Genomic DNA, 25,705 nt, shown 5'->3' on the forward strand with positions numbered 1-25,705 from the left:
CCATACGATTCATGGCATGCCCGAGCTCAGCCACCGGCACCGGATTCTGGTCCTGTCGATCTGCTGCATGAGTCTGCTGATCGTCAGCCTCGACAGCACGATCCTGAACGTCGCCCTGCCCTCCCTGCGCCTTGAGATGGACGCCTCGGTCGCCGGGATGCAGTGGGTGATCGACGCCTACACCCTCGTGCTTGCCTCGCTGCTGATGCTCGCCGGCTCGCTCGCCGACCGGGTCGGCCGGCGCAAGGTCTTCATGATCGGGCTGGTGCTCTTCACCCTGGGCTCGCTGATGTGCTCCCTCGCCCAGAGCCTCGAGGCCCTCGTCGGGTTCCGCATGGTGCAGGCGGTGGGCGGCTGCATGCTCAACCCGGTCGCCATGTCGATCATCACCAACACCTTCACCGAGCCCCGCGAGCGCGCCCGCGCCATCGGCGTCTGGGGCGGCGTCGTCGGGATCTCCATGGCCGCGGGCCCCCTGCTCGGCGGCCTGCTCGTGGACGGTGTCGGCTGGCGGTCCATCTTCTGGGTCAACCTGCCCGTCGGCCTCGCCGCCCTGCTGCTCACCTGGCGGTACGTGCCCGAGTCCCGCGCCCCGAGGGCCCGCCGCTTCGACCCCGTGGGCCAGCTGCTGGTCGTCGTGCTCCTCGGCTCGCTGACGTACGCGATCATCGAAGCTCCGGTGGCGGGCTGGACCTCGCCGCTGATCCTCAGCTTCGCCGTCGTCGCCGCACTCGCCCTGGCCGCGCTGCTGCGCTACGAACCGCGTCGCGCCGAACCCCTCATCGATCTTCGCTTCTTCCACAGCCTGCCGTTCAGCGGGGCCACCGTCATCGCGGTGTGCACGTTCGCCGCCTTCGGCGGCTTCCTGTTCGTCAACACGCTGTACCTCCAGGACGTCCTCGGTTTCTCCGCCCTGCACGCCGGCCTCTACATGCTGCCCATGGCAGGACTCACTCTCGTCTGCGCGCCGCTGTCGGGGCGCCTGGTGGCCGCGTACGGCCCCCGTCCGCCGCTGCTCGCCGCCGGCACCGCGATGACGGCCAGCGGTGTGCTGTTCGCCGCGTTCGAGACGGAGACCTCCACCGCGCTGCTGGTCACCGGCTACCTCCTCTTCGGCCTCGGCTTCGGCCTCGTCAACGCCCCGATCACCAACACGGCCGTCTCCGGGATGCCCCGCGCGCAGGCCGGAGTGGCGGCTGCGATCGCCTCGACGAGCCGGCAGGTCGGCCAGACACTCGGTGTCGCCGTCATCGGCGCGGTGCTCGCCGCCGGGGTCTCCGCCTCCTCGCACACCGAGGGCTTCGTCGCCGCGAGCCGGCCCGTCTGGTGGATCATCGCCGGCTGCGGTCTGTGCGTGCTCGTCGTCGGCGCGCTCACCAGCGGCCGGCGGGCGCGGGAGTCGGCCCGGCGGACGGCGGAACGGCTCGGCGAACCGGAGATCGACCGGATCCCCGCCCTCGTGGACGGCCGGAGCCGGCACACGGGGTGAACCGCTCCTGCCGTGGGCCGCGGGCGGACATGAGAAAGGGCCCGGACCGCGTGGTGCGGTCCGGGCCCCTCCGTCGGTCAGGCCTGCTCCTCCTGCGGGGCCGCGTCCGTCTGCGGCTCGCCGTCCGCCTGTGCGGCCTGGGCGCGCTCACGCATCTTGCGCACCAGCTCCTGCTTGTGGTCCTCGGCGGCCTTGCGGTCGGCGTTGCGGGCGGGGCCGCCCGCCTGCTGGTCGGCGCGGGACAGCTTCTTGCGCTGTCCGCCTACGCCGAGAAGGTTGTTGCGGCTCTTGGCCATGGGGTTCTCCCATTCATGGTGAGAAGTGACTCGGGAAACGTCGGACGGAGGCGGTACGACCGCCGCCCTCTCACTCGTAGATCTGGAAGAACGAAGACATGCCGATGACGGTACCCTGCCGCGCGGGGCGAGGTCATCCGGTTTTCGGGCACATCACACGAAAAAGCGCCGCCCGTCTCAGCCGCCGGTCGCGGACGGGTCGACGGTCGCCTGATGGGCCTCCGCGAGATGTTCCTCGGCCTTGAGCCACGGCAGGAACTGCGCGTTCTTGCGCCAGTCGCAGGTGCCACAGATCAACTGCCGCTGGATGCCCGCCTTTTCGACCCGTACGACGTGTACGCGTCCGTGCTGGTCCCATCTCCGGACCTTGCTGGTGGTCATGGACGGCATGTGGTGCGCCTCCTGTGCCTGGCCCGCTTCCGGGTACGCGTGGGGCCCAGTGTGCACGAAGCCCCCGGTTCCGTTACCCGGAACCGGGGGCTTCGAACGCGTCGGGCGGTCAGCAGCCCAGCAGTCGGCTGCCCAGGTAGCCCTGGATCTGGTCGAGGGAGACACGCTCCTGCTTCATCGTGTCGCGCTCGCGCACGGTCACGGCGTTGTCGTCGAGGGTGTCGAAGTCGACGGTGACGCAGAACGGGGTGCCGATCTCGTCCTGACGGCGGTAGCGGCGGCCGATGGCGCCGGCGTCGTCGAACTCGATGTTCCAGTTCTGCCGCAGGTCCGCCGCGAGGCCCTTGGCCTTCGGGGAGAGCTGCGCGTTGCGGGACAGCGGCAGCACGGCGACCTTGACCGGCGCGAGGCGGTGGTCGAGGCGCATCACGGTGCGCTTCTCCATGACGCCCTTGGCGTTGGGGGCCTCGTCCTCGTTGTAGGCGTCGAGGAGGAAGGCGAGCATGGCGCGGCCGACACCCGCGGCGGGCTCGATGACATACGGGGTCCAGCGCTCCTGCGCGTCCTGGTCGAAGTAGAGCAGGTCGTTGCCGGACGCCTTGGAGTGCGCCTTCAGGTCGTAGTCGGTGCGGTTGGCGACACCCTCGAGCTCGCCCCACTCGCTGCCGCCGAACTGGAAGCGGTACTCGATGTCGGCGGTGCGCTTGGAGTAGTGGGAGAGCTTCTCCTGCGGGTGCTCGAACCAGCGCATGTTCTCCTCACGCAGGCCCAGGTCGCGGTACCAGTTCCAGCGCTGCTCCATCCAGTACTCGTGCCACGTCTCGTCCTCGCCCGGCTTGACGAAGAACTCCATCTCCATCTGCTCGAACTCGCGGGTGCGGAAGATGAAGTTGCCCGGAGTGATCTCGTTCCGGAAGGACTTGCCCATCTGTGCGATGCCGAACGGCGGCTTCTTGCGCGAGGTCTGCAGCACCTGGCCGAAGTTGGTGAAGATGCCCTGGGCGGTCTCGGGACGCAGGTACGCGATGGAGCCGCTGTCCTGGGTCGGGCCGAGGTGCGTGGAGAGCAGGCCGGAGAACTGCTTCGGCTCGGTGAAGGTGCCCTTGTTGCCGCAGTTGGGACAGTTGAGGTCGGCGAGGCCGTTCTCGGGGAGGCGGCCGTGCTTCTCCTCGTACGCCTCCTCCAGGTGGTCCGCGCGGTAACGCTTGTGGCAGGAGGTGCACTCGGTGAGCGGGTCGGTGAAGGTGGCGACGTGACCGGAGGCCTCCCAGACCTCGGTGGCCAGGATCACCGACGAGTCGATGCCGACGACGTCCTCGCGCGAGGTGACCATGTAGCGCCACCACTGGCGCTTGATGTTCTCCTTGAGCTCGACACCCAGCGGTCCGTAGTCCCAGGCGGCCTTCTGACCGCCGTAGATCTCGCTGCAGGGGTAGACAAAGCCACGGCGCTTGCTCAGGTTGACGATCGTATCGATCTTGTCGGCGGCCACGGTGCTCTCTTCATTACGACGACGACGAACGGAGAATGACTCAGGTTACCGGCGGCCGCACCCCCCGGATCAAATCGGTGCGGTGACGGAGGCAACCCCAGGGTTTATTGACAATCGTTTCCGATTTTGTTGAAAATGAGTGTCATGAACGTACGACGCCTCATACCCACCGCCGCCACCGCCGGAGCAGTAACGCTCGGCCTCCTGGCCCTGTCCGCCTGCTCCACGTCCGACGCGGCGGGCGTCGACGGCGACGGGCGGCTGAAGGTGTCCGCGTCGTTCTATCCCATGCAGTATCTCGCCGAGCAGATCGGTGGCGCCAACGTCTCCGTCACCCCGCTCACCAAGCCGGGTGTCGAGCCGCACGACCTCGAGCTCAAGCCCCGCCAGACCGCCGAGCTGAACGACTCGGGTCTGATCCTCTACCTCAAGGGCGTCCAGCCCGCCGTCGACAAGGCCATCGAGCAGTCCGGCGTGAAGTACAAGGTGGACGCCGCGACGCTCACGCAGCTCGAGCACTTCGACACCGCCGGCGGCCATGACCACGGTCACGAGGAAGGCCACGAGGGCGAGACCGAGGCGGAGCACGAGGAGCACGCGGCAGAGGGCGGCCACGAGGAGCACCAGGACGAGGCCGGCGGCGATCCGCACATCTGGCTCGACCCGGTGAAGTACGCCGAGGTCGCCAAGGGTGTCGGCGCCCAGATGGAGAAGGCCGACCCCGACCACGCAGCGGACTACCGGAAGAACACGGACGCGCTGGTCGCGAAGCTCACCGCCCTGCACACCGACTTCGAGCAGGGTCTGAAGAACTCGTCCACCAAGACGTTCATCACCACCCACTCCGCCTTCGGGTACCTCGCCGAGCGCTACGGCCTGGAGCAGGAGGGCATCGCGGGCGTCGACCCGGAGTCCGAGCCCAGCCCCGCCCGGATCAAGGAGCTCCAGGGCATCGCGAAGAAGGACAAGGTCACCACCGTCTTCTTCGAGACGCTCGCCAGCGACAGGACGGCCAAGACCCTCGCCTCCGACACCGGACTCAGGACGGACGTCCTCGATCCGCTCGAGGGAATCACCGACAGGTCCAAGGGCGATGACTACATCGAGGTCATGCGCTCCAACCTCGCCGCGCTGCAGAAGGCCCTCGGCGCGAAGTGACGCGATCCCACCAGGAGAGGCGGCCCCCCATGAGCAGCGAGCCGGTCATTTCCGTCCACGGAGCCCGGGCGACGCTCGGCTCCAGGCCCGTGCTGCGCGGCATCGATCTCACGGTGCGCTCCGGTGAGGTCGTCGCCCTGCTCGGCGCCAACGGCTCCGGGAAGTCGACCGCCGTGCGTTCCGTGATCGGTCAGGTGCCGCTCACCGACGGCCGGATAGACCTGTTCGGCACCGAGCTGCGCCGCTTCCGGCAGTGGTCTCGGGTGGGCTACGTGCCCCAGCGCACCACCGCCGCGAGCGGGGTGCCCGCCACCGTTCGCGAGGTCGTCGCCTCCGGCCGGCTGTCGCGCGCCCGCTTCGGCCTGCCCTCGCGCGCCGACAAGGCGGCCGTGCAGCACGCCATCGAGCTCGTCGGACTGGCCGACCGGGCCAAGGACTCCGTGAGCGCGCTGTCCGGCGGCCAGCACCAGCGGGTGCTGATCGCGCGGGCGCTCTCGGCCGAGCCCGAGCTGCTGATCATGGACGAGCCGATGGCGGGCGTGGACCTGGCCAGCCAGGAAGTGCTGGCGGCCACGCTCCGCGAGCAGGTCGCCGCCGGTACGACGGTGCTGCTGGTGCTGCACGAGCTCGGTCCGCTGGAGCCGCTGATCGACCGCGCCGTGGTGCTGCGCGACGGCTGCGTCGTCCACGACGGGCCGCCGCCGGAGGCCGTCGGGCAGCACGCCCTGCCCGGCCACGACCACGTACATCCGCACGCGGCCGACGAGCCGCTCCGCACTGGACTGCTGACATGATCCTGGAAATGCTGCAATCCCCGTTCATGCAGCGGGCACTGCTCGCGGCGCTGCTGGTGGGCATCACCGCCCCGGCCGTCGGCATCTATCTGGTGCAGCGCCGACAGGCCCTGATGGGTGACGGAATCGGCCATGTCGCGATGACCGGCGTCGGCCTGGGCTTCCTGATGTCGGCCAACCCCATCTGGATGGCGACGCTGGTCTCCGTCCTCGGTGCCGTCCTGATGGAGCTCATCCGCATCTACGGCCGCACCCGGGGCGACATCGCGCTGGCGATGCTCTTCTACGGCGGCATGGCGGGCGGTGTCCTGCTGATCGAGCTGTCCGACAGCGGTTCCACGGCCAATCTGACCTCGTATCTCTTCGGCTCGCTCTCCACGGTCTCCGACTCGGACGTCATGGCGATCCTGCTGCTCGCGGCCTTCGTGGTGCTGGTGTCACTGGGACTGCGCCGGCAGTTGTTCGCGGTCAGCCAGGACGAGGAGTTCGCCCGGGTCACCGGTCTTCCGGTGCGGGCACTGAACCTGCTGATCGCCGTGACCGCGGCGGTCACCGTCAGCGTCGCCATGCGCGTGGTCGGCCTGCTGCTGGTCAGCGCGCTGATGGTGGTGCCGGTGGCGGCCGCCCAGCAGATCTCGCGGTCCTTCAGGACGACGTACGCGCTGGCGGTCGCCATCGGTGTGGTGGTCGCCCTGGCCGGAACCACCACCTCCTACTTCCACGAGGTGCCCCCCGGCGCGACGATTGTGATGCTCGCCATCGCCGTGTTCGTGGTGCTGACCGCCCTGGCCGCGCCCCTGGCGCGGCGGCGGGCGAAGGCACTGGAGAACGGCGGAGCGAACGAGGAGGCCTGCACGGCCCCGATGCCGGCCGGCCGGCGTCCGGGCGACGACGTCAAGGTCTGAGCACGGAACGGGCCCGCACCAGCTTGACCGCGGGCCTGGCAGAATGGCCCGACATGTGTGCGGGCGAAGCGAGGAGGCACCTGTGACCACGGCGCCAACCGGCGGGAACACCGCCCCGGTGCGAGGCCGGTCGACCCGGCAGCGGGCCGCGGTGGCGGCGGCGCTCGACGAGGTCGACGAGTTCCGCAGCGCGCAGGAGCTGCACGACATGCTCAAGCACCGCGGCGACTCGGTGGGCCTGACGACGGTCTACCGCACGCTGCAGTCGCTCGCCGACGCCGGCGAGGTCGATGTGCTGCGTACCAGTGAGGGCGAGTCGGTCTACCGGCGCTGCTCGACCGACGACCACCATCACCACCTGGTGTGCCGTATGTGCGGCAAGGCCGTGGAGGTCGAGGGTCCGGCGGTGGAGCAGTGGGCGGAGGCGATCGCCGCCCAGCACGGCTTTGTGAACGTGGCGCACACGGTGGAGATCTTCGGCACCTGCGCGGAATGCGCGGCGAAGGCCGTCTGAACCCTGTCACGGTGGCCCGCACGCCCGGTTCGTCCGGGGGTGCGGGCCACCGTCGTGCGTCGGGTCAGAGGTCGAAGCAGTCGTAGGACCCGTCGTCGTTGCGGCCGACGGTGTTGTGGTCCCAGCAGTGGAGGGCCGGCGTGATCGTGTGGAGCCGCCACAGGAGCGCCGCGGCCAGGCACACGGTGGCCGCGAGAGCGAGCACGGAGCGGCGTCCCGCGAGGCCGAGGCCCCCCAGGGCCGCTCCGGCCGCGAGCACGGCGAAGAAGAGGGCGACGCCCGCGTCGTTGGGACGCAGCCCCGCGAAGGTCTCCATCTCGACCGTGACGCCGAAGCTGAACCAGGCCAGGAGCGCGGCGAACGCGAAGAGCGAGGCGCTGGCGCAGCCGCGCACGGTCATGCCTTCTCCAGGTGCCTGTCGAGCAGCGCCCTCAGCCGCTCCGTGCCGGCCGGTTCGGTCGCGCCCCGCTTGGGCAGCACCATGACTCCGACGCCGTGCTTGTCGCCGGTGAGGAGGACGAACACGTCGTCGGTCTCCGCGTAACGCGAGTACACCGCCCAGTTGGTGGTGGCGTCGGCGTCGCGGGTGGTCAGCCGGATGCCGCTGTCGTCGACGACGGCCCGGAACTCGCCCTGCCGGGCCGCCATCCGGTGCAGCTGGCGTCCCTGCATCCACGGCAGCAGGTACAGGCAGGCGAACGCGAGAACGCCCGCGCCCAGCATGAGCCAAAGCCGCCAGGTCATCGCGTTCACCAGCACGAGGAACCCGAAGCAGACGACGCACAGCACGCCGGCGAAGAGCAGCAGACGCCGGACGCGGCGGCCGGCGGGCGTGGCTCGCGTCCGGGCCCGCAGGGCGGAGACCATGTCACGGACGACCGGCTCGTAGACCAGTTCCACCGTCTGTCCCGCGTACGGTCGCTCCACCTCGGCCATGGCCCCTCCCCGGTCCGGCGACGAGCTGTGATCGTAGCGGCCGGGCCGGACACGGCAGCGCGGGGCCGGGTGCGTACGCCCAACCCGTAGCGGCCGGCGTACGAAGGCCCCGGCCGCACCGTGCCGTGGAGCCCCTCGGATCAGGAAGCCGGGCTGTCGGGGCGTCCCCGCATCGCCTCGAGCTCCTCGTTCGGGATCGCGCCACCGAAGCGGCGGTCGCGCTGCGCGTACTCGAGGCAGGCGCGCCACAGATCACGGCGGTCGAAGTCCGGCCACAGCACGTCCTGGAACACCATCTCGGCGTAACTCGACTGCCAGATCAGGTAGTTCGAGATGCGCTGCTCGCCGCTGGGGCGCAGGAACAGATCGACGTCCGGCATGTCCGGGTAGTACAGGTACTTCGCGAACGTCTTCTCGTTGACCTTGCCCGGGTCGAGCCTGCCCGCCGCGACGTCGCGCGCGATGGCCTGCGCCGCGTCGGCCACCTCGGCCCGGCCGCCGTAGTTGACGCAGAAGTACAGCGTCATCGCGTCGTTGCCGACGGTCTGCTCCTGGGCGACCTGGAGCTCCTGGACGACGGACTTCCACATCTTCGGCATCCGGCCGACCCAGCGGATGCGGATGCCGAGCTCGTCCATCTCGTCGCGGCGGCGGCGGATGACGTCCCGGTTGAAGTTCATCAGGAAGCGCACCTCGTCGGGCGAACGCTTCCAGTTCTCCGTGGAGAAGGCGTACAGGGAGAGGTTCTTGACGCCCATCTCCAGGCAGCCCTTGAGCACATCGAGCACGACGCCCTCGCCGACCTTGTGCCCCTCGGTGCGGGGCAGGCCGCGCTCCTTGGCCCAGCGGCCGTTGCCGTCCATGACGCACGCCACATGGTTCGGCACCAGCTCCGCCGGGATCTTGGGCGGGCGGGCGCCGGACGGGTGCGGCTCGGGGACCTTGTACTCGCGGCGGGACCGGCCCAGGATTCCGCGTCGTGCCATGCGGCTCACATCTCCTATTTCTCTACGTACCTCAGGGAGCGCAGGCCGCGCTCCAGGTGCCAGTGCAGATAGGCGGACACCAGTCCGCTGCCCTCCCTGACATGGCGCGCCTCGCACGCCTCCGCGGCCGGCCAGTCGCCGGTCAGCAGCGCGCTGAGCAGCCCGATGGCCTCCGCAGAGGGTACGACGCTGCCGGGCACCCGGCAGTCGCCGCATATGACGCCGCCCGCCGCGACGGAGAAGAACCGGTTGGGGCCCGGCAGCCCGCAGCGCGCGCAGTCGTCGAAGCTGGGCGCGTAGCCATTGACGGCGAGTGACCGCAGCAGGAACGCGTCGAGCACCAGGTGCGGCGCGTGCTCGCCCCGGGAGAGGCTGCGCAGTCCGCCGACCAGCAGCAGATACTGCTGGACCGCCGGCTCGCCCTCGTGGTCGGTGAAGCGTTCGGCGGTCTCCAGCATGGCGGTGCCGGCGGTGTACCGGGCGTAGTCGGTGACGATGCCCCCGCCGTAGGGGGCGATGGTCTCCGACTGGGTGCACAGCGGCAGCCCGCGCCCCACCAGCTCGCTGCCGCGGGCGAAGAACTGCACGTCGACGTGGGAGAACGGCTCGAGCCTCGCTCCGAACTTGGACTTGGTACGCCGCACCCCGCGGGCGACCGCGCGTACCCGGCCGTGACCGCGCGTGAGCAGGGTGATGATGCGGTCGGCCTCACCCAGCTTCTGGGTGCGCAGGACGACACCGTCATCACGGAACAGGCTCATGCCCCCATTCTCCCGTACCGGCGGCGGGGCCCGGTCACTGGTTCACCGATCCGGGACGTGCTTCCCGCGCCGTGGCGGCCGAAATGCCGGTGCGGCGGGCCGCGCCGCCGCGCTAGCGTCCACGGCCATGGCGACTTCCCGTACCCGGCCCCCTTTCAGCGCGGACGAGCGGACGCAGCTGACCGGCTGGTTCCAGATGCAGCGCGCGATCATCCACTACAAGTGCGAGGGCCTCTCGGAGGAGGACGCCCACCGGACGGTCCTCCCGGCCTCTCCGCTCATGACCGTGGCAGGCATCGTCTCCCATCTGCGGTGGACCGAGCAGACCTGGTTCGAGGTCCTGTTCCTCGGCCGCCCGGCCGATGGTCCCCAGTTCTCGGAGGACCCCGAGGACGCCGACATGCGGGTCGAGGGCGTTCCCCTCGCGCAGCTGCTGGACGAGTACACCCAGCAGTGCGCGATCTCCGACGAGATCATCGCGGCCCACGACTTCGACGAGACGGGCCGGCATCCGGACTTCCGCTCCGCCGCGGCGTCGCTCCGCTGGATGCTGATCCACATGGTGGAGGAGACGGCACGCCACGCCGGTCATCTCGACACGATCCGCGAGCTGCTGGACGGCGAGAAGGGCTACTACTGATCCTCAGCGGGCGGCCGCCGCCTCCGTGACAGCCGGCGGCCGCCCGTTCTGGGGTCACCTCGCCGCGGCGCTCTCGGGTCCCGCCGGGCGGCGGCCCTCTCAGGTCACCTCGCCGCGGCTGCGGGCGTTCACGTACGCCGTCGTCGCGCTGATCCGTTCGGCGGCCGTCGCGGGGCGCACATGGTCCGGTGAACACTCCCACTCGCGGCCGCCGCCGACCGGTCTGAGGCTCAGCCACGGGCCCGCCTCGCCCATGAACCGGCCCACGCGGCCGGTCCTGGTGTCGACGAGGTACGTACCGATGGGCACGGTCATGGCGTATGGCCCCCGTCCCTGGGCAGCGCGGCGCCGACCGGTCGGAGCGTGCCGCTGCGGTCCGCGAGCGGCCGGGGAACGTCCCGGACGTCGGGGACGGGCGCCGTACGCCATGAGGTGCGTGATGAGGGGAGTGTGGTCCCGGACCGTTTCAGAGCCACGCGCAATGTGTTCACGGCATCCTCCGCCTCTGCCCCGCACGCCACATGGTGACGCCGGCCCTTTTCGTCTCGAGTCGCTGCCCGACATGATTTCCCTTCCATGGTGGGCTTCACGAATCGCATTACGAAGGTGACGCTCCGCGAGTACTCTGATCAAGAGTGTGTCCGCTACAACTGGGCAGCTCGGCACGGGTGTTGACCCATGGCCAAAGCCCCACGGCAAGCGCACACAGGAATTCACCGGCCCGTAACCGGAAGTGCGGCGGAAAGCGGGGGAAACGCACCCCGGAGGAGTCGGGCGGGCGCATGTTCGCATTCGGCGGATACACCGGCCCATTCGAACAGGCGGCGCGCCGACCCCCCGTTGGATCCGGCGCGACGGAACGACGCGACACCGCCGATCGCAGGGTAATCCTCCCGCCGTGGCGGAACGCGGGCGACGCACGAGCGCGGACGGCAGTCCGCGGGCGCCACCCACCACCACCCCACCCCGACATCAAGGCGGCCTTTGAGTGGGCATAAGCCCACCTTATGAGGTCATAGGTCAGGGCCGAGTACTGACTTAGGCTTGCCTTTGTTTAGGGTTACCGACGAGCCAGTTGTCGCCGCTCGAAGGGAACCTGTCATGCCCCGCCCCCTGCGGGTAGCCATCGTCGGAGCCGGCCCCGCCGGGATCTACGCCGCCGATGCGCTGCTGAAGTCCGAGGTGGCTGCCGCCGACCCCGGCGTGTCCATCGACCTCTTCGAGCGTATGCCCGCGCCTTTCGGCCTGATCCGTTACGGCGTCGCCCCCGACCACCCGCGGATCAAGGGCATCATCACGGCCCTGCACCAGGTGCTCGACAAGCCGCAGATCCGCCTCTTCGGCAACGTCGACTACGGCAACGACCTGAGCCTCGACGACCTCCGCACCTACTACGACGCGGTGATCTTCTCCACCGGCGCGACCGCCGACCGGGCGCTCGACATACCCGGGATCGAGCTGGAGGGCTCCTACGGCGCCGCCGACTTCGTGTCCTGGTACGACGGGCACCCGGACTGGCCGCGCACCTGGTCGCTGGAGGCCGAGAAGGTCGCCGTGCTCGGTGTCGGCAATGTCGCGCTCGACGTGGCGCGCATCCTGGCGAAGACGGCGGACGAGCTGCTGCCGACCGAGATCCCGCCGAACGTCTACGAGGGCCTCAAGGCCAACAAGGCGCTCGAGGTCCATGTCTTCGGACGTCGCGGCCCGGCGCAGGCCAAGTTCAGCCCGATGGAGCTCCGCGAGCTGGACCATTCCCCCAACATCGAGGTCATCGTCGACCCCGAGGACATCGACTACGACGCCGGCTCGATCGAGACCCGCCGCGGCAACAAGCAGGCCGACATGGTCGCGAAGACCCTGGAGAACTGGGCGATCCGCGACACCGGCGACCGGCCGCACAAGCTGTTCCTGCACTTCTTCGAGTCGCCTGCCGAGATCCTCGGCGAGGACGGCAAGGTCGTGGGCCTGCGCACCGAGCGCACCGCGCTCGACGGCACGGGGAACGTGAAGGGCACGGGCGATTTCAAGGACTGGGACGTCACGGCGGTCTACCGGGCCGTGGGCTACCTCTCCGACGAGCTGCCGAAGCTCCCCTGGGACGTGGCGTCGGGCACGGTCCCGGACGAGGGCGGCCGGGTGATCGAGGAGTCCGGCGAGCACCTGGACTCGACGTACGTCACGGGCTGGATCCGGCGCGGCCCGGTCGGCCTCATCGGCCACACCAAGGGCGACGCGAACGAGACGGTCGCCAACCTGCTGGACGACTACGCGAACGGCCGCCTCCAGACCCCGGCGTCGCCGGAGCCGGAGGCCGTCGAGGCGTTCCTCGCCTCCCGCGACGTCCGCTGGACGACGTGGGAGGGCTGGTACAGGCTCGACGCCGCGGAGAAGGCGCTGGGCGAGCCGCAGGGACGCGAGCGCGTGAAGATCGTCGAGCGTGAGGACATGCTCAGGGCGAGCGGCGCGTAACACCGCACAGACGCCGAGACCGGCGGTGGACCGGCCCGGAAGGGCCGCTCCACCACCGGTCTCGGCGTTTCAGGTGACACCGAATGACCGGCCTTCGTACTCGGAGCACGTCATGGTGAGAAGCCGGGCCCCGCCCCCGCCGTCGGACTCGACGGCGAGGACCTCTTCGGGGGCCGGGGAGCAGGAGGCCGTCGCTCCCACCGCCACCGCCACCACGAAGGCCGCCCGGGCCAGTTGGATCAGCCGGCGCCTCATGACACCGGTCCGATCGTCGGGGGTCCCCACTCCAAGTATCCGCCCCACCACAGATTCGCCTCTTGCTCGAACTTGTTGCTGCCGGATGCCGTGTCAGTGTCCCACCACGAGGGGGCTGACTCACGGGTGTAGTCGCGGAGGTACCCGGCGGTGCTGTCGTACCGCGCCCACTGCTTCGAGTGCACGGCCTCGTGCTTGAGGATGTCGGAGGGGGCCGTCACGCTGGGCGACCCCGGCAACGGCGAAAGACGGGCAACTGGTGCAGCTCACGGCCCTGGAGAGCAAACGCAACGCGGTCGGGCCCCAGGGTGGAGGTTCCCGACCGCGCTGCCGACGTTGACTGATTGACGCCCTTCATTGACTCAAAACCACATGCTCCAGGGGCAGTTCGGAGACGATGCATACGCGGGCCAGGCGCAGGCGCACGCGCGGTCGGGCGGTGATGCGCCGGGCGGCGCTACGGCTTCGGCACCGTGCAGCCGGGGCGGTTCAGGTCGACGCGGCTGCCGGGGCCTATGCAGGCGGCCAGGGTGTAGGTCTGCTGTGCGTAGTTGATGCCTTCCCGGACGGTGACGCCGCCGTTCTCGTCGACCTCGCAGGGATTGTTGTCCGTGCAACGGCCGCCGCTCTCGTTGCCGGTGTTGTTGACGGCGACGACCTTGCCGGTGGCGGTGTCGACGACGGGCGAGCCGGAGGTGCCGCCGATGGTGTCGCAGCTCGAGGTGTAGCGGACCGAGTCCTTCCAGGTCCACGAGCCTTCCTTGAGAAGGTGGGCGAATCCGTCGACGGTGCAGCTGTAGATCCGCTTCCAGTACCCGGAGACGACCTTGATGTCCGTGCCCTGCGCCGGACGCGCGGCGCTCAGCTCCAGCGCCTTGATGCCGTAGCGGGACTCGATCTGGCCATAGGTGTTGGTGAGTTGGTACAGCGAGACGTCGGTGTCGGTCATCGTCCCGTAGGCGATCTTGCTCGCCCGCAGGGTGGCGACGCGCGTCCCGGCGGAGTTGAGCAGACCGAAGCTGCGGGAGGACGCGCGGTCGACCACGACCTGGCCGGGGGCGGGGAAGCCGGTCTCCAGGCAGTGGCCGTTGGACATGACGAGCGCGGGGTCGTTCGGCTGCGCGGCGGCCGTGCGGACCACGGAACCGGAGCAGTTGCTGAGCGCGACCGTTCCGGCGAAGTCCACCGCCTTGGCGGAGACGTCCGCTTCGGCGGCGACGGCGGGTGCCGCGCCCGCTCCGAGGAGAGCGAACGCGAGCAGCGCGCCGGCGAGAGGCTTGTTCATGTGGGGGGTCCCCTCAATGCGACGGGTGATGCCGGAGCTAACTCCGACTTGTCATGCGCATTGTTGGGGGACGGCCCTGGGCCGACAAGGCACTGATTCCGGCCACGCGTCGCAGTGTCGCAGGACCAGGGCCGGGTGCGTCCCTGCTACCGGCGGCATCGCGCCCTGAACCACCGGCGTCCGCTCATCCCTCGCCCGGGGTCACCAGCCCCGACTCGTAGGCCACGATCACCAGTTGGGCCCGGTCACGCGCGCACAGTTTGCTCATGATGCGGCTGACATGGGTCTTGGCCGTCAGCGGGCTCAGGCCCAGCGCCTCGGCGATCTCCGTGTTGGTCAGGCCCCGGGCCACCAGGGTCAGGACCTGGCGCTCGCGGTCCGTGAGTACGTCCGGGCCGCCCGCGCCGTTCGGCGCGGGGACCCTCGGGGCGCTCAGGACACGGGCGATCAGGCGGGACGTCGGCCCCGGGGAGAGCAGCGCCTCGCCGGCCGCGACCGTCCGGATCGCCGCCAGCAGATCCGCCGGCCTGGTGTCCTTCACCAGGAAGCCCGACGCGCCCGCGCGCAGCGCCTCCATGATGTGCTCGTCGGTGTCGTACGTGGTCAGGACGAGCACCTTGACGCCCGCGAGATCGTCGTCCGCCGCGATCAGCCGGGTGGCCTCGATGCCGTCGAGTTCGGGCATGCGGATGTCCATGACCACGAGGTCGGCCCGTTCGCTGCGGGCCAGTTCGACCGCCTCCGCGCCCGTGCCGGCCTGGGCGACGACCTCCATGTCGCGGGCCGACTCGACGAGCATCGCGAAGGCCGCTCGCACCAGTGTCTGGTCGTCGGCGAGCAGGACGCGGATCGGGTTCGTCGGGCTCATGCGGTGGCCTCCGTGGGCTGAAGGGGCAGGATCGCGGCGACCTCGAAACCGGCTGCTTCGCCGCGCGGGCCGGCCGCCAGAGTGCCGCCGACGCTGCGGGCCCGCTCCCGCATCCCCAGGATGCCGAAGCCGGCGCCGGACACCGCAGGCTCCGCGGTCCCGTCGTCGGTGACGTGGACCCGCAGGGCGTCCTCGTCCCGGACCACTGTCACCGCGATACGTACCCCCGGTCCGCCGTGCCGCACCGCGTTCGTCAGCGACTCCTGCACGATCCGGAACGCGGCCGCCTCCACGGCGGGCTGCATCGCCGACTCCCCGGTACGCAAGGTGAGTTCGGCGCCCGCCGTCCGCACCAGGTCCGGGAGCGCCGCCAGGTCCGGCAGCGGGCCGTCACAGTCGGGGCCGTCGGTGCGCAGGACCTCCAGCGTGGTGCGCAGTTCACCGCGCGCGGTCCGGCATGTCTCTGCGATGTCGTCGAGCGCCTTGGCGATCGCGGCCCGGTCCAGCCGGTCCGGGTCGACGCTGAGGACGTGGGAGGCGACGGACGTCTGCACGCCGATGAGGGTGATGGAGTGCGCGAGCAGGTCGTGCAGATCGCGGGCGATCCGCAGCCGCTCCTCCGCGACCCGGCGAGCGGCCTCCTCCTCGCGGGTGCGCTCGGCCCGTTCGGCGCGGCCCACGACGGAGGCGATGTAGTGGCGGTAGGTGCGTACGTCGACGCCCAGGACGAGCACGGCGAGGATCCAGCCCGAGGTGCGCAGGGCCTCCAGACCCTCGTGCGTGCCGACGTTGAACATCACGGACAGGCTGATGCCGAGGACCAGACAGCCGACGAAGAAGGTGTACAGCGGCCGCCCGGTGACGGCCACGGTGTAGAGGGCGATCAGGGAGGCGGGTACCGGCGCGGCATGGGTGTTGTCCAGCGCGTGGTACGGCCCGACGCACAGCAGTACGGCGGCCAGCACGAGGCCGGGATGCGACCGCCGCCACACGAGCGGCACGACACTCCCCACGAGGAGCGCCCAGCCCAGGGCGTCCGGCCTGCGGCCGTCGTCGACGAGGAGCGCGAGCGCGAGGGACAGGACGCCGATGGCCGCGGCGATGAAGGCGTCGTTGCGGGTGCGGTCGGGGACGGTGAGGGGGTCGCGGCTGACGGCGTTCAGCACACGCTCGCCGAGGCGGGGGCGGGGTGGGTGCGGCACGGGTCCATCCTGGTCCAGGAGTTGCGTTTTCCCCACCCCGCGCCGTGACCGGGGCCGGGGCCCCGCTCACGGGAGGGGTGGGGTGGGGTGGGGAACGTGCCCCGCGGGGCTATCGGTTGTCGCCCGCAGGCTGCGGCTCGCGCGCCGCCCGCTTCGCCTGCTCAGGCGCCGGCTCGACCGCCGGCTCCGGCCGGCTCAGCGGTCCCGGCCACCACACGCGCCGTCCCAGCAGCAGGCTCGCCGACGTCACCAGATACGTGCGGACGAGGAAGGTGTCCAGCAGGACGCCGACCGCCACCAGGAAGCCCATCTCGAAGAGCGGCACCAGCGGGAGGTTCATCAGGACGGTGAACGTCGCCGCGAGCACGATGCCCGCGGAGGCGATCACCCCGCCGGTCGTGCGGAGGGCGGTGAGTGCCGCCGTCTCGGGCTCGGCGCCCGACAGTGACTCCTCACGCATCCGGTGCATCAGGAAGATGCCGTAGTCGACCCCGAGGGCGACGAGGAACACGAACGACAGCAGCGGCATGCTCGGGTCGAGCCCGTCGAACCCGAAGACCGGCTCGAAGAGCAGTCCGCCGAGGCCCATGACCGCCCCCCATACGGCGACGACGGCCGCGGTGAGGATCAGGGGCGCGACGAGGCTGCGGAGCAGGACCACGAGGATCAGCAGGACCGCGCCGAGGACGAGCGGGATGACGACCTTCTGGTCGCGTGCGTTGGTGTCGGCCAGGTCCAGCTGCTGGGCGCTGGGCCCGCCGACGTGGCTGCCGTCGAGCCCCGCCCTCAGGGACTCGATGGTGGCGGTCTCGCCCGCGCTCTCGGGTGCGTCCTTGGCGAAGACGGTGATCTCCGTCCAGCCGCCTCCGGAACGGCCGGCCTCCGCCGCGGCGACGCCTTCGGTGCGGCGGGCCTGTGCCAGCGCCTGATCCGCCGTGTCGGTGGGGGCGACGATGCTGATCGGCTGGCTGCTCCGGTCCGGGTACGCCTCCTCGAGGACCTTCATCGCGGACACGGACTCCGGCTGCTCGGTGAAGGTGTCCTCCTGTGCGAGGTTGCCCGGCAGGTTGAACACGCCGAGCGCCAGCGCGCCGAGCAGCAGCGCCCCGGAGACGAGGACCGTGCCCGGCCGGCGGCCGGCGGAGCTGCCCATCGCGGCGAACAGCGAACGGCGTTGCTTCGGCTCCGAACCGTAGGCGGGCACCAGCGGCCAGAACACCCGGCGGCCGAGGAGCACGAGGACCGCGGGGAGCAGGGTGAGCATCGCGGCGAGGGAGCACACGACACCGACCGCGCCGACCGGACCGAGTCCGCTGGCGCTGTTGAGGTCGGCGGCGAGCAGGCACAGCAGCCCGGCGGCGACGGTGCCGGAGGAGGCGAGCACGGCGGGACCGCAGCCGCGCAGAGCGGCGACCATCGCGTCGTACGGCTGCTCGACGCGACGCAGTTCCTCCCGGTAGCGGGCGACGAGCAGCAGCGCGTAGTCGGTGCCCGCGCCGAAGACGAGGACGGTCATGATGGCGGCGCTCTGGCTGGTGACGGTGAGGTCGAAGCCCTGGATGAGCCCGTAGACGACGGCCTGGGACGCGACGGCCGCGAAGCCGACGACGGTCAGCGGCACGAGCCACAGGAACGGGCTGCGGTAGGTGAGGATGAGCAGCACGGCGACGACGAGCACGGTCGCGGCCATGAGCGTGCCGTCGATGGTCTCGAAGACCTTCTCCATGTCGGTCGCCAGGGCGCCGGGACCGCCGAGTTCGGCGCCCAGCCCGTCGACCGGGTCGGCGCCGAGCCGCTCCCGCACGTCGTCGACGAGCGCGATGCGGGCGTCGTTGTCGGTGCCGGGTGCGGTGGTCGACAGCGGGTACATCAGGGTCGTGCCGTCCTTCGACGGGATGCCCTGCGGCGTGCCGCCGTCGAACTCGTGGGCGCCGGTGATCCCCTCCACCTGCTGCCGCGCGTGGTCGCGGTCCGCGGCGGTGAGCCCGCCGTCGCGGTGGTAGACGACGACCAGCTCGGTGGACTCCCCGCCGGGCAGCGCCTGTTCGATCTTGGCGACCTGGGTGGAGTCGGCGCTCGCGGGGAGGTAGTCGACGATGTTGTCGCGCTGCGCGTCGCCGAGCTTCCCGGCGAAGGGGACGGCGAGGGCGACGACTGCGATCCACAGGACGAGGACCGCCCAGGGCATGGCCTTGCGGCGGGCGGTCGGCCTTGTGGGCGGTGGTGCGGTCGCGGTCGGTGCGGCGGGCCCCATGGGTGTCTCCCCTTCGTCACGGGCGTCCGGTGGCTGGATGCACCACCAGACTCCCGCCGGGCAGGGGCGGTTTCGTCGCACGCGCGGGCGAGATGGGCGCTACTGCCCAGGGTGGCCCGTGGGGTGCCGTACTCCCCGGGGAGTACGGCACCGGGAGCAGGGCGGGAGCACGAACCTGGGGCATACGGCCCGGGAGCCGCGGCCGCACCGCACGGGCGCGGCTCCGGCAGGGTCAGAACGGGGTGTGCGCCGCCGTCTCCAGGAGCTGCTCGGTGTCGTCGTCGCAGAACTGGAGCGCCGCGCCGACCGTGGTGAGGACCTCGCGCTCGGCGGGGGTGTAGGGGCCGTCCGCGAGGGCGATGCGCGCGCCCTGGAGCAGGATCGACTCCCGTCCGGCGGGGGCGAGGTGGGGCGCGAGCGGCTCGAGCGCCTCGTGGAGCTCGATGGCGAGCGCCGCGCCGTACGGTCCGGCGTCGGCGACGTACCGGCCGGTGTCGGCGGCGAGGGCCTCGATCAGGGAGGTGAGCTGGTCCTCCGTGCAGTCGTCGAGTCCCGCCGCGCGCACCGCCTGAACGGCGGTCTCGCGGACGGTGCGGGAGGAGGTGCCGCCGGAGGCCAGGACGGCGAGGGCGACGGTGTGGACCGCGTCCCTGAGCATCGCGGAGAAGCGCCCCGTGGTGGGGTGGTCGAGGACGTCCATGCCGAAGTGGCTGTGGCAGGCGGCGCATTCGACGACGGGGCCGGCGAGGCCGCGGGGCAGCAGGGGCACTCCGAGGACGGTGAAGCGGCGGCGGCCGGTGCGGCGGCGGTAGTTGCGGTCGCCTCCGCATTCGGGGCAGAAGAACTCGCCGTCCCCCACGGTGGTCCAGGACGTGTGAATGCCGCATACCCGCAGTTTTCGGACGAGCATTCTCCGGGCTGGCAGCACGTCGCACCTCCATGAAGCTGCGGCAGCGCTGCCGCGTTGACGTGATGTTAGCCACATGGATGATGTCGCGTCAGCACCCGGGAGGAAGCGTGAATCGACATGGCCGATTCCGCTCCCTGGCACAACTGCGTGCACAGCGACGCAAATCGCCGGGCCCGCCCGTGATCAGGGCAGGCCCGGCGACCGGGACGCTTGGGCCGGCTTACCGGCGGGCTGCGCGGTTGACGGCCGAGACGACCGCCTTCAGGGAGGCGCGGGTGGTGTTGGCGTCGATGCCGATGCCCCACAGCACCTGACCGTCGATGGCGCACTCGATGTAGGAGGCGGCCTGCGCGGACGCGCCCTCGCTCATCGTGTGCTCCTGGTAGTCCAGCAGGCGCACGTCGACGCCGATGCCGTTCAGCGCGGCGAAGAACGCCGAGATCGGACCGTTGCCGGTGCCGCTCAGCACCGTCTCCGTGCCGTCCACGACCGCCTCGACGGTCAGGGTGTCCACGCCGTCCTTGTCGGTGGTGGTCTGGCCGGAGCGGATCTGGATGCGCCCCCACGGATTGTCGGGGTTCGGCAGGTACTCGTCCTGGAAGACGGACCAGATCGCGGCCGGGGTGACCTCGCCGCCCTCGGTGTCCGTCTTCGCCTGGATGATCTTCGAGAACTCGATCTGCATCCGGCGCGGCAGGTCCAGCTTGTGGTCGTTCTTCAGCACGTAGGCGATACCGCCCTTGCCGGACTGCGAGTTGACCCGGATCACGGCCTCGTACGAGCGTCCGACGTCCTTCGGGTCGATCGGCAGGTACGGGACGGCCCACTCGATGTCGTCGACGCTCTTGCCGGCGGCGGCCGCGTCGGCCTCCATCGCGTCGAAGCCCTTCTTGATGGCGTCCTGGTGGGAGCCGGAGAAGGCGGTGTAGACCAGGTCGCCCGCGTACGGGTGGCGCGGGTGGATCTCCATCTGGTTGCAGTACTCGCTGGTGCGGCGGATCTCGTCGATCTGTGAGAAGTCGATCTGCGGGTCGACGCCCTGCGAGAACAGGTTCATGCCCAGGGTGACCAGGTCGACGTTGCCGGTCCGCTCGCCCTGGCCGAACAGGCAGCCCTCGATACGGTCCGCGCCCGCCATGATCGCCAGCTCGGCGGCGGCGACGGCGGTGCCGCGGTCGTTGTGCGGGTGGACCGACAGGCAGACGTACTCGCGGCGGGTCAGATTGCGCGACATCCACTCGAAGCGGTCGGCGTGCGTGGAGGGGGTCGAACGCTCCACCGTGGCGGGCAGGTTGAGGATGATCTCGCGGCCGGGGCCGGGCTGCCACACGTCGCACACCGCTTCGCAGACCTCCAGGGCGAAGTCCAGCTCGGTGTCGGTGAAGATCTCGGGGCTGTACTGGTAGCCGAAGGCGGTCTCGTCGCCCAGCAGCTTCTCCGCGTACTCCATCACCAGGCGGGTGCCGTCGACGGCGATCTGCTTGATGTCGTCCTTGGAGCCGCGGAAGACGACGCGGCGGAAGGTGGGCGCGGTCGCGTTGTACAGGTGCACCGTGGCCCGCTTGGCGCCGACCAGGGACTCGACGGTCCGCTCGATCAGGTCCTCACGCGCCTGCGTCAGCACCGAGATGGTGACGTCGTCGGGGATCGCGCCGTCCTCGATGATGGAGCGCACGAAGTTGAAGTCGGTCTCGCCGGAGGACGGGAAGCCGACCTCGATCTCCTTGTAGCCCATGCGTACCAGCAGGTCGAACATCTCACGCTTGCGGGCCGGGCTCATGGGGTCGATCAGCGCCTGGTTGCCGTCGCGCAGATCGGTGGACAGCCAGCGCGGCGCCTTGGTGATCCGCTGCTCGGGCCAGGTGCGGTCGGGGATGTCGACGGACTCGTACCCGCGGTACTTGTGGATCGGCATCCCGGACGGCTGCTGCGTGTGCGTCGTGCTGGTGATCGGGGTAGGACGGCCGATCCACTGCGACTGTGACATGGCGTAGGGCTCCTCGGATCCTGCAGGAAGGGGGCCGACTGAGTCGAAGCAGCACCAGACTCCGCGGGGAGGGGGTCGGCCTACGACTACAGGCCCTCGCCGCGGCAGCTAAGGAGAAGCAGCCCGAAACGCATGATGCACAGCAGACTAGCCGAGCCTCGGCGGGAGCGTGGGGCCCGTTCCAGTATGCGGGACGACCGATCAGTAACGGTCAAATATGACCTATCACTCCATTTCGCTAACCGGTCTCACTTTCCGTGACATGCCGCATACGCAATGCCACATTGCCGCTCATGGACATTCGCACCCCGGTCTTCTGCGGCATCGTGCCGCCGCACATCCTCGACAAGCTCGCCCGGGCCGACGACCCCGCCGTGTCCGGTCCGGCCCGGCGCACCCTCCAGGCCGACGCCGCGCAGCGCACCGGCCGCCGGCTGACCACGGTCCTGGGCGCCGCGCCGCGCGCGGTCGCAGCCCCTTCCGACGGGCCGCGCAGGACCGTCTACGACGCCCGGGGCGGCACGGACCTGCCCGGCGTCCTGGCCCGCGGCGAGGGTGAGGAGGCCGTCAAGGACGCCACCGTCAACCGGGCGTACGCGGGCCTCGGCGCCACCTTCGAACTGCTCACCGCCTACGGACGCAGCTCCATCGACGGCGCCGGACTGCCGCTGGATGCGTCCGTCCACTACGACGAGAAGTACGGGAACGCCTTCTGGAACGGCGAACAGATGGTCTTCGGCGACGGTGACGGCGAGATCTTCCTCGACTTCACCGTCGCGGTCGACGTCATCGCCCACGAACTGGCGCACGGCCTGACCCAGTACACGGCCAACCTCAGCTACTTCGGCCAGCCCGGCGCCCTCAACGAGTCGGTGTCCGACGTGCTGGGGTCCCTGGTCAAGCAGCGCACGCTCGGACAGAGCGCGGAGGAGGCCGACTGGCTGATCGGCGCCGGCCTGCTCGCGCCCCGCGTCGAGGGCGTCGCGCTGCGTTCGATGAAGGCGCCGGGGACGGCGTACGACGACGACGTGCTGGGCAAGGACCCGCAGCCGGCGACCATGGAGGGCTACGTCCGCACCGGTCGTGACAACGGCGGCGTCCACATCAACTCCGGCATCCCCAACCACGCCTTCTACCTGCTGGCCAACCGCCTCGGCGGGCGCGCCTGGGAGCGGGCCGGACAGATCTGGTTCGACGTGCTGACCGGCGGCAAGCTGACGGTGGACGCCGACTTCGGCAGCTTCGCCCGCCTGACGGTGGCCGCGGCCGCGGCCCGCTACGGCGAGGGCGAGGAGCACGAGGCCGTGCTCAAGGCCTGGTCACAGGTCGGCGTGAAGACGTCGGACTGACGGCCCGGATCACCGGAGGCCGGGCGGCCCGACTGTCGCCCGGCCCCGTTCCGTACTACAACGGGAACCATGCGTATCCAGGTAAGGCGTACAGGAGGCTTCGCCGGGATCGAGCGCCTCGCCGAGGTCGACACCTCGGACCGGGCCGATGCCGGCGACGTGCATGCCCTCGCCGCACAGGCGGTGTCCGAGGCCCGCGACACTCCGCCCATCGGCGTCCCCGACGGGTTCAGCTACCAGCTCACGGTCGACGGGCGCACGGTCTACTGCTCCGACCCCCGGCTGACCGACGCTCAGCGGCAGCTGATCTCGCTGGTGCTCAAGGAAGGTTCCTGACGGGGCCGTCCGGCGGATCCTCTCGCCACCGCCCCGGCCCCGCGATCAGAAGCCGAGCTTGCGCAGCTGCTTGGGGTCGCGCTGCCAGTCCTTCGCCACCTTCACGTGGAGGTCGAGGAAGACCGGCGTACCGAGCAGCGCCTCGATGTGCTTCCGGGACTTCGTGCCGACCTCCTTCAGGCGCTTGCCCTTCGGGCCGATGATGATGCCCTTCTGGCTGGGGCGCTCGATGTAGACGTTGGCGTGGATGTCCAGCAGCGGGCGGTCCGCCGGACGGTCCTCGCGCGGCAGCATCTCCTCGACGACCACCGCGATCGAGTGCGGCAGCTCGTCCCGTACGCCCTCGAGTGCGGCCTCGCGGATCAGCTCCGCGACCATGACCTGCTCGGGCTCGTCCGTGAGGTCGCCCTCCGGGTAGAGCGGGGGGCTCTCCGGCAGCAGGGGGATCAGCAGGTCCGCCACCAGCTGCACCTGGGTGTCGCCCACCGCGGAGACCGGCACGATCTCGGCCCACTCGATGCCGAGCTCCCTGCCGAGCTTGTCGACGGCGATGAGCTGCTCGGCCAGCGTCTTGGAGTCGACGAGGTCGGTCTTGGTGATGATGGCGACCTTCGGGGTCTTCTTGATCCCCGCCAGCTCCTTGGCGATGAACCGGTCACCGGGGCCGAGCTTCTGGTCGGCGGGCAGACAGAAGCCGATCACGTCGACCTCGGCCCAGGTGGTGCGCACGATGTCGTTCAGCCGCTCACCGAGCAGGGTCCGCGGCTTGTGCAGCCCCGGGGTGTCCACCAGGATCAGCTGCGCCTCGGGACGGTGCACGATGCCGCGCACCGTGTGCCGGGTCGTCTGCGGCCGCGTGGAGGTGATCGCCACCTTCTGGCCGACGAGAGCGTTCGTGAGGGTGGACTTGCCCGCGTTGGGGCGGCCGACGAAGCAGGCGAAGCCGGCCCGATGGGGGGCTTCGGAAGACTGGGTACGAGCGCTCATGGCGCCCATTGTCCCTGATGTCACGGGCCCTCGGTCACGCACGCCCGCGCCCCGGCCGTCCCGGCCCCGCCCGGTCGGCCGCCAAGGCCGCCTCACGGGGCGCGGGCGGGGGTACTTCAGCCCGCGGTGACCGCGGCCTTCAGCTCGCCGTCCGGGCCCGCCAGCAGCACCGGCGTCGCCGCGCCGCCCAGGTCCCGTACCGCCGCCCGGTCCTCGGCGGAGGCGGCGTCGGCGTCGGAGACGACCGCGGCGGCCTCCAGCGACTTGGCGCCGCTGGCCACGGCCATGGCCACGGCGGTCTGCAGCGCGCTCAGCTTCAGCGAGTCGAGAGCCACCGTTCCGGCGACGTAGGTACGGCCGGTCTCGTCGCGTACGGCCGCGCCCTCGGGCACACCGTTACGGGCCCGGGCGCTGCGCGCCAGCGTGATGATCTTGCGGTCCTCGGGGCCGAGGTCGGAGCTCTGCGTCATGCCCAGAGCATAGATCGGCCCCGGAGTCGGCCCGCCGCGGGACGCACGGAGTCCACGCGTCAGCCCGCGACGGGATACATCGAGCCGCGACGGCCCTCGGGGCTCGCCAGCCACTGGAGCTTCGCCGCCGTGTCCGTCGCCGCGTCGGGCACCGGAGTGTGCATCACGATCACCAGGTCGGGCCGGGCCGGCACCCTCAACTGCGTCGATTCCACGACCAGTCGGCCCACCAGCGGATGCTCCATCTCCTTGCGGATCTGCCCGCCGGGCGCCACGTCCCGCCGCTCCCACAGCTCGGCGAACTCGGGGCTCGCCGCCTTGGCCTCCGCGACCACCGTGCGGAACCCCTCGTCGTCCGGCCCCTCGGAGCACGCGGCACGGAACTGCGCGACGACCTGCGGCGCGTTCTGTGCCCAACCGGAGCTGCGGGCACGGTAGACGGGGTCCGTGAAGTACGCGATCAGACAGTTCTGCACGATGCCGGGCCGCATCCCGAGGACCGCGGCCGCCGCGTCGTTGTACATCACGGTGTTCCAGTAACCGTCCATGATGTGCGCCGGATACGGCATCCACGCGTCGATCAGCCGCCGCAGCCCGGCACACATGTCGCGGTCGCCCGGATCGGTCTCGGGCGCCGGCGGGTTGAGCCCCGCGAGGACGTACAGATGGCGGCGCTCGGCGCTGCTCAGCCGGAGCACCCTGCCCACCGCGTCCAGGACCTGCGGCGAGACGGTGATGTCACGCCCCTGCTCCAGCCACTGGTACCAGGAGACGCCTACGCCCGCGAGGACGGCGACCTCCTCCCGGCGCAGACCCGGCGTACGGCGGCGGGCGCCGCCGTCCGGCAGGCCCGCCTCCGCCGGCGTGATGCGTGCGCGCCGGCTCATCAAGAACTCCCGCAACTCGCGCAGCCGGTGCGCCTTCGTCGCGTCGTGCCCCGTCGACGTGGCCACGTACTCCCCCTGTCCGTAT

At 70.6% G+C, this 25,705-nt stretch carries 28 protein-coding genes; 9 read left to right on the plus strand and 19 right to left on the minus strand.

The window, feature by feature from the left end; translation table 11 throughout:
- The first annotated feature begins 16 nt into the window (after positions 1 to 16).
- Positions 17 to 1,489, plus strand: coding sequence for an MFS transporter (locus ACTMTU_RS08765; RefSeq protein WP_441262906.1), 1,473 nt, complete (start codon positions 17 to 19; stop codon positions 1,487 to 1,489).
- 77 nt (positions 1,490 to 1,566) lie between these two features.
- On the opposite strand, the gene ACTMTU_RS08770 is transcribed toward ACTMTU_RS08765, so the two are convergent.
- From ACTMTU_RS08770 to ACTMTU_RS08780, 3 genes are all read right to left on the minus strand, one after another.
- Positions 1,567 to 1,785: a DUF6243 family protein gene (locus tag ACTMTU_RS08770; protein ID WP_441262907.1), complete on the minus strand. Its 219-nt coding sequence runs from the start codon at positions 1,783 to 1,785 to the stop codon at positions 1,567 to 1,569.
- A gap of 177 nt (positions 1,786 to 1,962) precedes the next feature.
- Positions 1,963 to 2,175, minus strand: coding sequence for a hypothetical protein (locus ACTMTU_RS08775; RefSeq protein WP_441262908.1), 213 nt, complete (start codon positions 2,173 to 2,175; stop codon positions 1,963 to 1,965).
- 109 nt (positions 2,176 to 2,284) lie between these two features.
- The gene (locus tag ACTMTU_RS08780; RefSeq protein WP_441262909.1) at positions 2,285 to 3,667 is read right to left on the minus strand and encodes a glycine--tRNA ligase; all 1,383 of its coding nucleotides are present in this window, start codon (positions 3,665 to 3,667) and stop codon (positions 2,285 to 2,287) included.
- A gap of 144 nt (positions 3,668 to 3,811) precedes the next feature.
- Here ACTMTU_RS08780 and ACTMTU_RS08785 point away from each other — a divergent pair, with 144 nt between their 5' ends.
- From ACTMTU_RS08785 to ACTMTU_RS08800, 4 genes are all read left to right on the plus strand, one after another.
- On the plus strand, positions 3,812 to 4,825 hold the full coding sequence (locus ACTMTU_RS08785; protein WP_441262910.1) for a metal ABC transporter substrate-binding protein: 1,014 nt from the start codon (positions 3,812 to 3,814) through the stop codon (positions 4,823 to 4,825).
- Between the two features lie 29 nt (positions 4,826 to 4,854).
- The gene (locus ACTMTU_RS08790; RefSeq protein ID WP_441262911.1) at positions 4,855 to 5,619 is read left to right on the plus strand and encodes a metal ABC transporter ATP-binding protein; all 765 of its coding nucleotides are present in this window, start codon (positions 4,855 to 4,857) and stop codon (positions 5,617 to 5,619) included.
- A complete protein-coding gene (locus ACTMTU_RS08795; protein WP_441262912.1) occupies positions 5,616 to 6,524 on the plus strand; it encodes a metal ABC transporter permease in 909 nt (302 codons plus the stop codon). Before ACTMTU_RS08790 ends, ACTMTU_RS08795 begins: the two co-directional genes overlap by 4 nt.
- Positions 6,525 to 6,606: 82 nt before the next feature.
- Positions 6,607 to 7,038 carry a Fur family transcriptional regulator gene (locus ACTMTU_RS08800; protein ID WP_159692197.1) on the plus strand — a complete coding sequence of 144 codons (432 nt, stop codon included), beginning with the start codon at positions 6,607 to 6,609 and terminating at the stop codon, positions 7,036 to 7,038.
- Between the two features lie 64 nt (positions 7,039 to 7,102).
- On the opposite strand, the gene ACTMTU_RS08805 is transcribed toward ACTMTU_RS08800, so the two are convergent.
- The 4 genes from ACTMTU_RS08805 to recO form a co-directional block, all read right to left on the minus strand.
- Positions 7,103 to 7,438, minus strand: a complete 336-nt coding sequence (locus ACTMTU_RS08805) for a hypothetical protein (RefSeq protein ID WP_441262913.1) — start codon at positions 7,436 to 7,438, stop codon at positions 7,103 to 7,105.
- Positions 7,435 to 7,974, minus strand: a complete 540-nt coding sequence (locus ACTMTU_RS08810) for a YcxB family protein (RefSeq protein ID WP_441262914.1) — start codon at positions 7,972 to 7,974, stop codon at positions 7,435 to 7,437. The genes ACTMTU_RS08805 and ACTMTU_RS08810 overlap by 4 nt, the downstream gene beginning before the upstream one ends.
- 140 nt (positions 7,975 to 8,114) lie before the next feature.
- Positions 8,115 to 8,960 (minus strand): isoprenyl transferase, encoded by an 846-nt coding sequence (locus tag ACTMTU_RS08815; RefSeq protein WP_441262915.1) that lies wholly within the window; start codon positions 8,958 to 8,960, stop codon positions 8,115 to 8,117.
- Positions 8,961 to 8,974: 14 nt separating this feature from the next.
- Complete coding sequence (gene recO / locus ACTMTU_RS08820) at positions 8,975 to 9,721, minus strand: DNA repair protein RecO (RefSeq protein WP_159692193.1); 747 nt, start codon at positions 9,719 to 9,721, stop codon at positions 8,975 to 8,977.
- A 127-nt stretch (positions 9,722 to 9,848) separates the two neighbouring features.
- Here recO and ACTMTU_RS08825 point away from each other — a divergent pair, with 127 nt between their 5' ends.
- The gene (locus ACTMTU_RS08825) at positions 9,849 to 10,361 is read left to right on the plus strand and encodes a DinB family protein (RefSeq protein ID WP_441262916.1); all 513 of its coding nucleotides are present in this window, start codon (positions 9,849 to 9,851) and stop codon (positions 10,359 to 10,361) included.
- Between the two features lie 99 nt (positions 10,362 to 10,460).
- On the opposite strand, the gene ACTMTU_RS08830 is transcribed toward ACTMTU_RS08825, so the two are convergent.
- The gene (locus ACTMTU_RS08830) at positions 10,461 to 10,676 is read right to left on the minus strand and encodes a hypothetical protein (RefSeq protein ID WP_159692189.1); all 216 of its coding nucleotides are present in this window, start codon (positions 10,674 to 10,676) and stop codon (positions 10,461 to 10,463) included.
- A gap of 786 nt (positions 10,677 to 11,462) precedes the next feature.
- On the opposite strand from ACTMTU_RS08830, the gene ACTMTU_RS08835 reads away from it, so the two are divergent.
- Positions 11,463 to 12,830: an FAD-dependent oxidoreductase gene (locus ACTMTU_RS08835; RefSeq protein ID WP_441262917.1), complete on the plus strand. Its 1,368-nt coding sequence runs from the start codon at positions 11,463 to 11,465 to the stop codon at positions 12,828 to 12,830.
- A gap of 69 nt (positions 12,831 to 12,899) precedes the next feature.
- Here the strand turns inward: ACTMTU_RS08835 and ACTMTU_RS08840 are convergent, their stop codons facing one another.
- From ACTMTU_RS08840 to leuA, 8 genes are all read right to left on the minus strand, one after another.
- On the minus strand, positions 12,900 to 13,085 hold the full coding sequence (locus ACTMTU_RS08840) for a hypothetical protein (RefSeq protein WP_441262918.1): 186 nt from the start codon (positions 13,083 to 13,085) through the stop codon (positions 12,900 to 12,902).
- On the minus strand, positions 13,082 to 13,306 hold the full coding sequence (locus ACTMTU_RS08845) for a hypothetical protein (RefSeq protein WP_441262919.1): 225 nt from the start codon (positions 13,304 to 13,306) through the stop codon (positions 13,082 to 13,084). Before ACTMTU_RS08845 ends, ACTMTU_RS08840 begins: the two co-directional genes overlap by 4 nt.
- A gap of 236 nt (positions 13,307 to 13,542) precedes the next feature.
- Positions 13,543 to 14,370 (minus strand): S1 family peptidase, encoded by an 828-nt coding sequence (locus ACTMTU_RS08850; RefSeq protein WP_441262920.1) that lies wholly within the window; start codon positions 14,368 to 14,370, stop codon positions 13,543 to 13,545.
- A gap of 184 nt (positions 14,371 to 14,554) precedes the next feature.
- Positions 14,555 to 15,238 carry a response regulator transcription factor gene (locus ACTMTU_RS08855; protein ID WP_441262921.1) on the minus strand — a complete coding sequence of 228 codons (684 nt, stop codon included), beginning with the start codon at positions 15,236 to 15,238 and terminating at the stop codon, positions 14,555 to 14,557.
- Positions 15,235 to 16,440 carry a sensor histidine kinase gene (locus ACTMTU_RS08860; protein WP_441262922.1) on the minus strand — a complete coding sequence of 402 codons (1,206 nt, stop codon included), beginning with the start codon at positions 16,438 to 16,440 and terminating at the stop codon, positions 15,235 to 15,237. The genes ACTMTU_RS08855 and ACTMTU_RS08860 overlap by 4 nt, the downstream gene beginning before the upstream one ends.
- Positions 16,441 to 16,549: 109 nt before the next feature.
- On the minus strand, positions 16,550 to 18,628 hold the full coding sequence (locus ACTMTU_RS08865; protein WP_441263166.1) for an MMPL family transporter: 2,079 nt from the start codon (positions 18,626 to 18,628) through the stop codon (positions 16,550 to 16,552).
- Between the two features lie 298 nt (positions 18,629 to 18,926).
- Positions 18,927 to 19,604 (minus strand): TerB family tellurite resistance protein, encoded by a 678-nt coding sequence (locus tag ACTMTU_RS08870; protein ID WP_441263167.1) that lies wholly within the window; start codon positions 19,602 to 19,604, stop codon positions 18,927 to 18,929.
- A gap of 220 nt (positions 19,605 to 19,824) precedes the next feature.
- Positions 19,825 to 21,591 carry a 2-isopropylmalate synthase gene (gene leuA / locus ACTMTU_RS08875; RefSeq protein ID WP_441262923.1) on the minus strand — a complete coding sequence of 589 codons (1,767 nt, stop codon included), beginning with the start codon at positions 21,589 to 21,591 and terminating at the stop codon, positions 19,825 to 19,827.
- A gap of 293 nt (positions 21,592 to 21,884) precedes the next feature.
- Between leuA and ACTMTU_RS08880 the strand changes: the two genes are divergently transcribed.
- On the plus strand, positions 21,885 to 22,940 hold the full coding sequence (locus ACTMTU_RS08880) for a M4 family metallopeptidase (RefSeq protein ID WP_441262924.1): 1,056 nt from the start codon (positions 21,885 to 21,887) through the stop codon (positions 22,938 to 22,940).
- Between the two features lie 69 nt (positions 22,941 to 23,009).
- A complete protein-coding gene (locus ACTMTU_RS08885) occupies positions 23,010 to 23,276 on the plus strand; it encodes a protealysin inhibitor emfourin (protein WP_005317886.1) in 267 nt (88 codons plus the stop codon).
- Positions 23,277 to 23,321: 45 nt separating this feature from the next.
- On the opposite strand, the gene era is transcribed toward ACTMTU_RS08885, so the two are convergent.
- From era to ACTMTU_RS08900, 3 genes are all read right to left on the minus strand, one after another.
- Positions 23,322 to 24,263 carry a GTPase Era gene (gene era, locus ACTMTU_RS08890; protein ID WP_441262925.1) on the minus strand — a complete coding sequence of 314 codons (942 nt, stop codon included), beginning with the start codon at positions 24,261 to 24,263 and terminating at the stop codon, positions 23,322 to 23,324.
- A gap of 116 nt (positions 24,264 to 24,379) precedes the next feature.
- Positions 24,380 to 24,733, minus strand: coding sequence for a cytidine deaminase (locus tag ACTMTU_RS08895; RefSeq protein WP_441262926.1), 354 nt, complete (start codon positions 24,731 to 24,733; stop codon positions 24,380 to 24,382).
- 59 nt (positions 24,734 to 24,792) lie between these two features.
- Complete coding sequence (locus ACTMTU_RS08900) at positions 24,793 to 25,686, minus strand: helix-turn-helix transcriptional regulator (RefSeq protein WP_441262927.1); 894 nt, start codon at positions 25,684 to 25,686, stop codon at positions 24,793 to 24,795.
- Positions 25,687 to 25,705: the final 19 nt, after the last annotated feature.

Origin of the sequence: Streptomyces sp. OZ13, assembly GCF_052068155.1 — a bacterium.
Classification (GTDB): Bacteria; Actinomycetota; Actinomycetes; order Streptomycetales; family Streptomycetaceae; genus Streptomyces.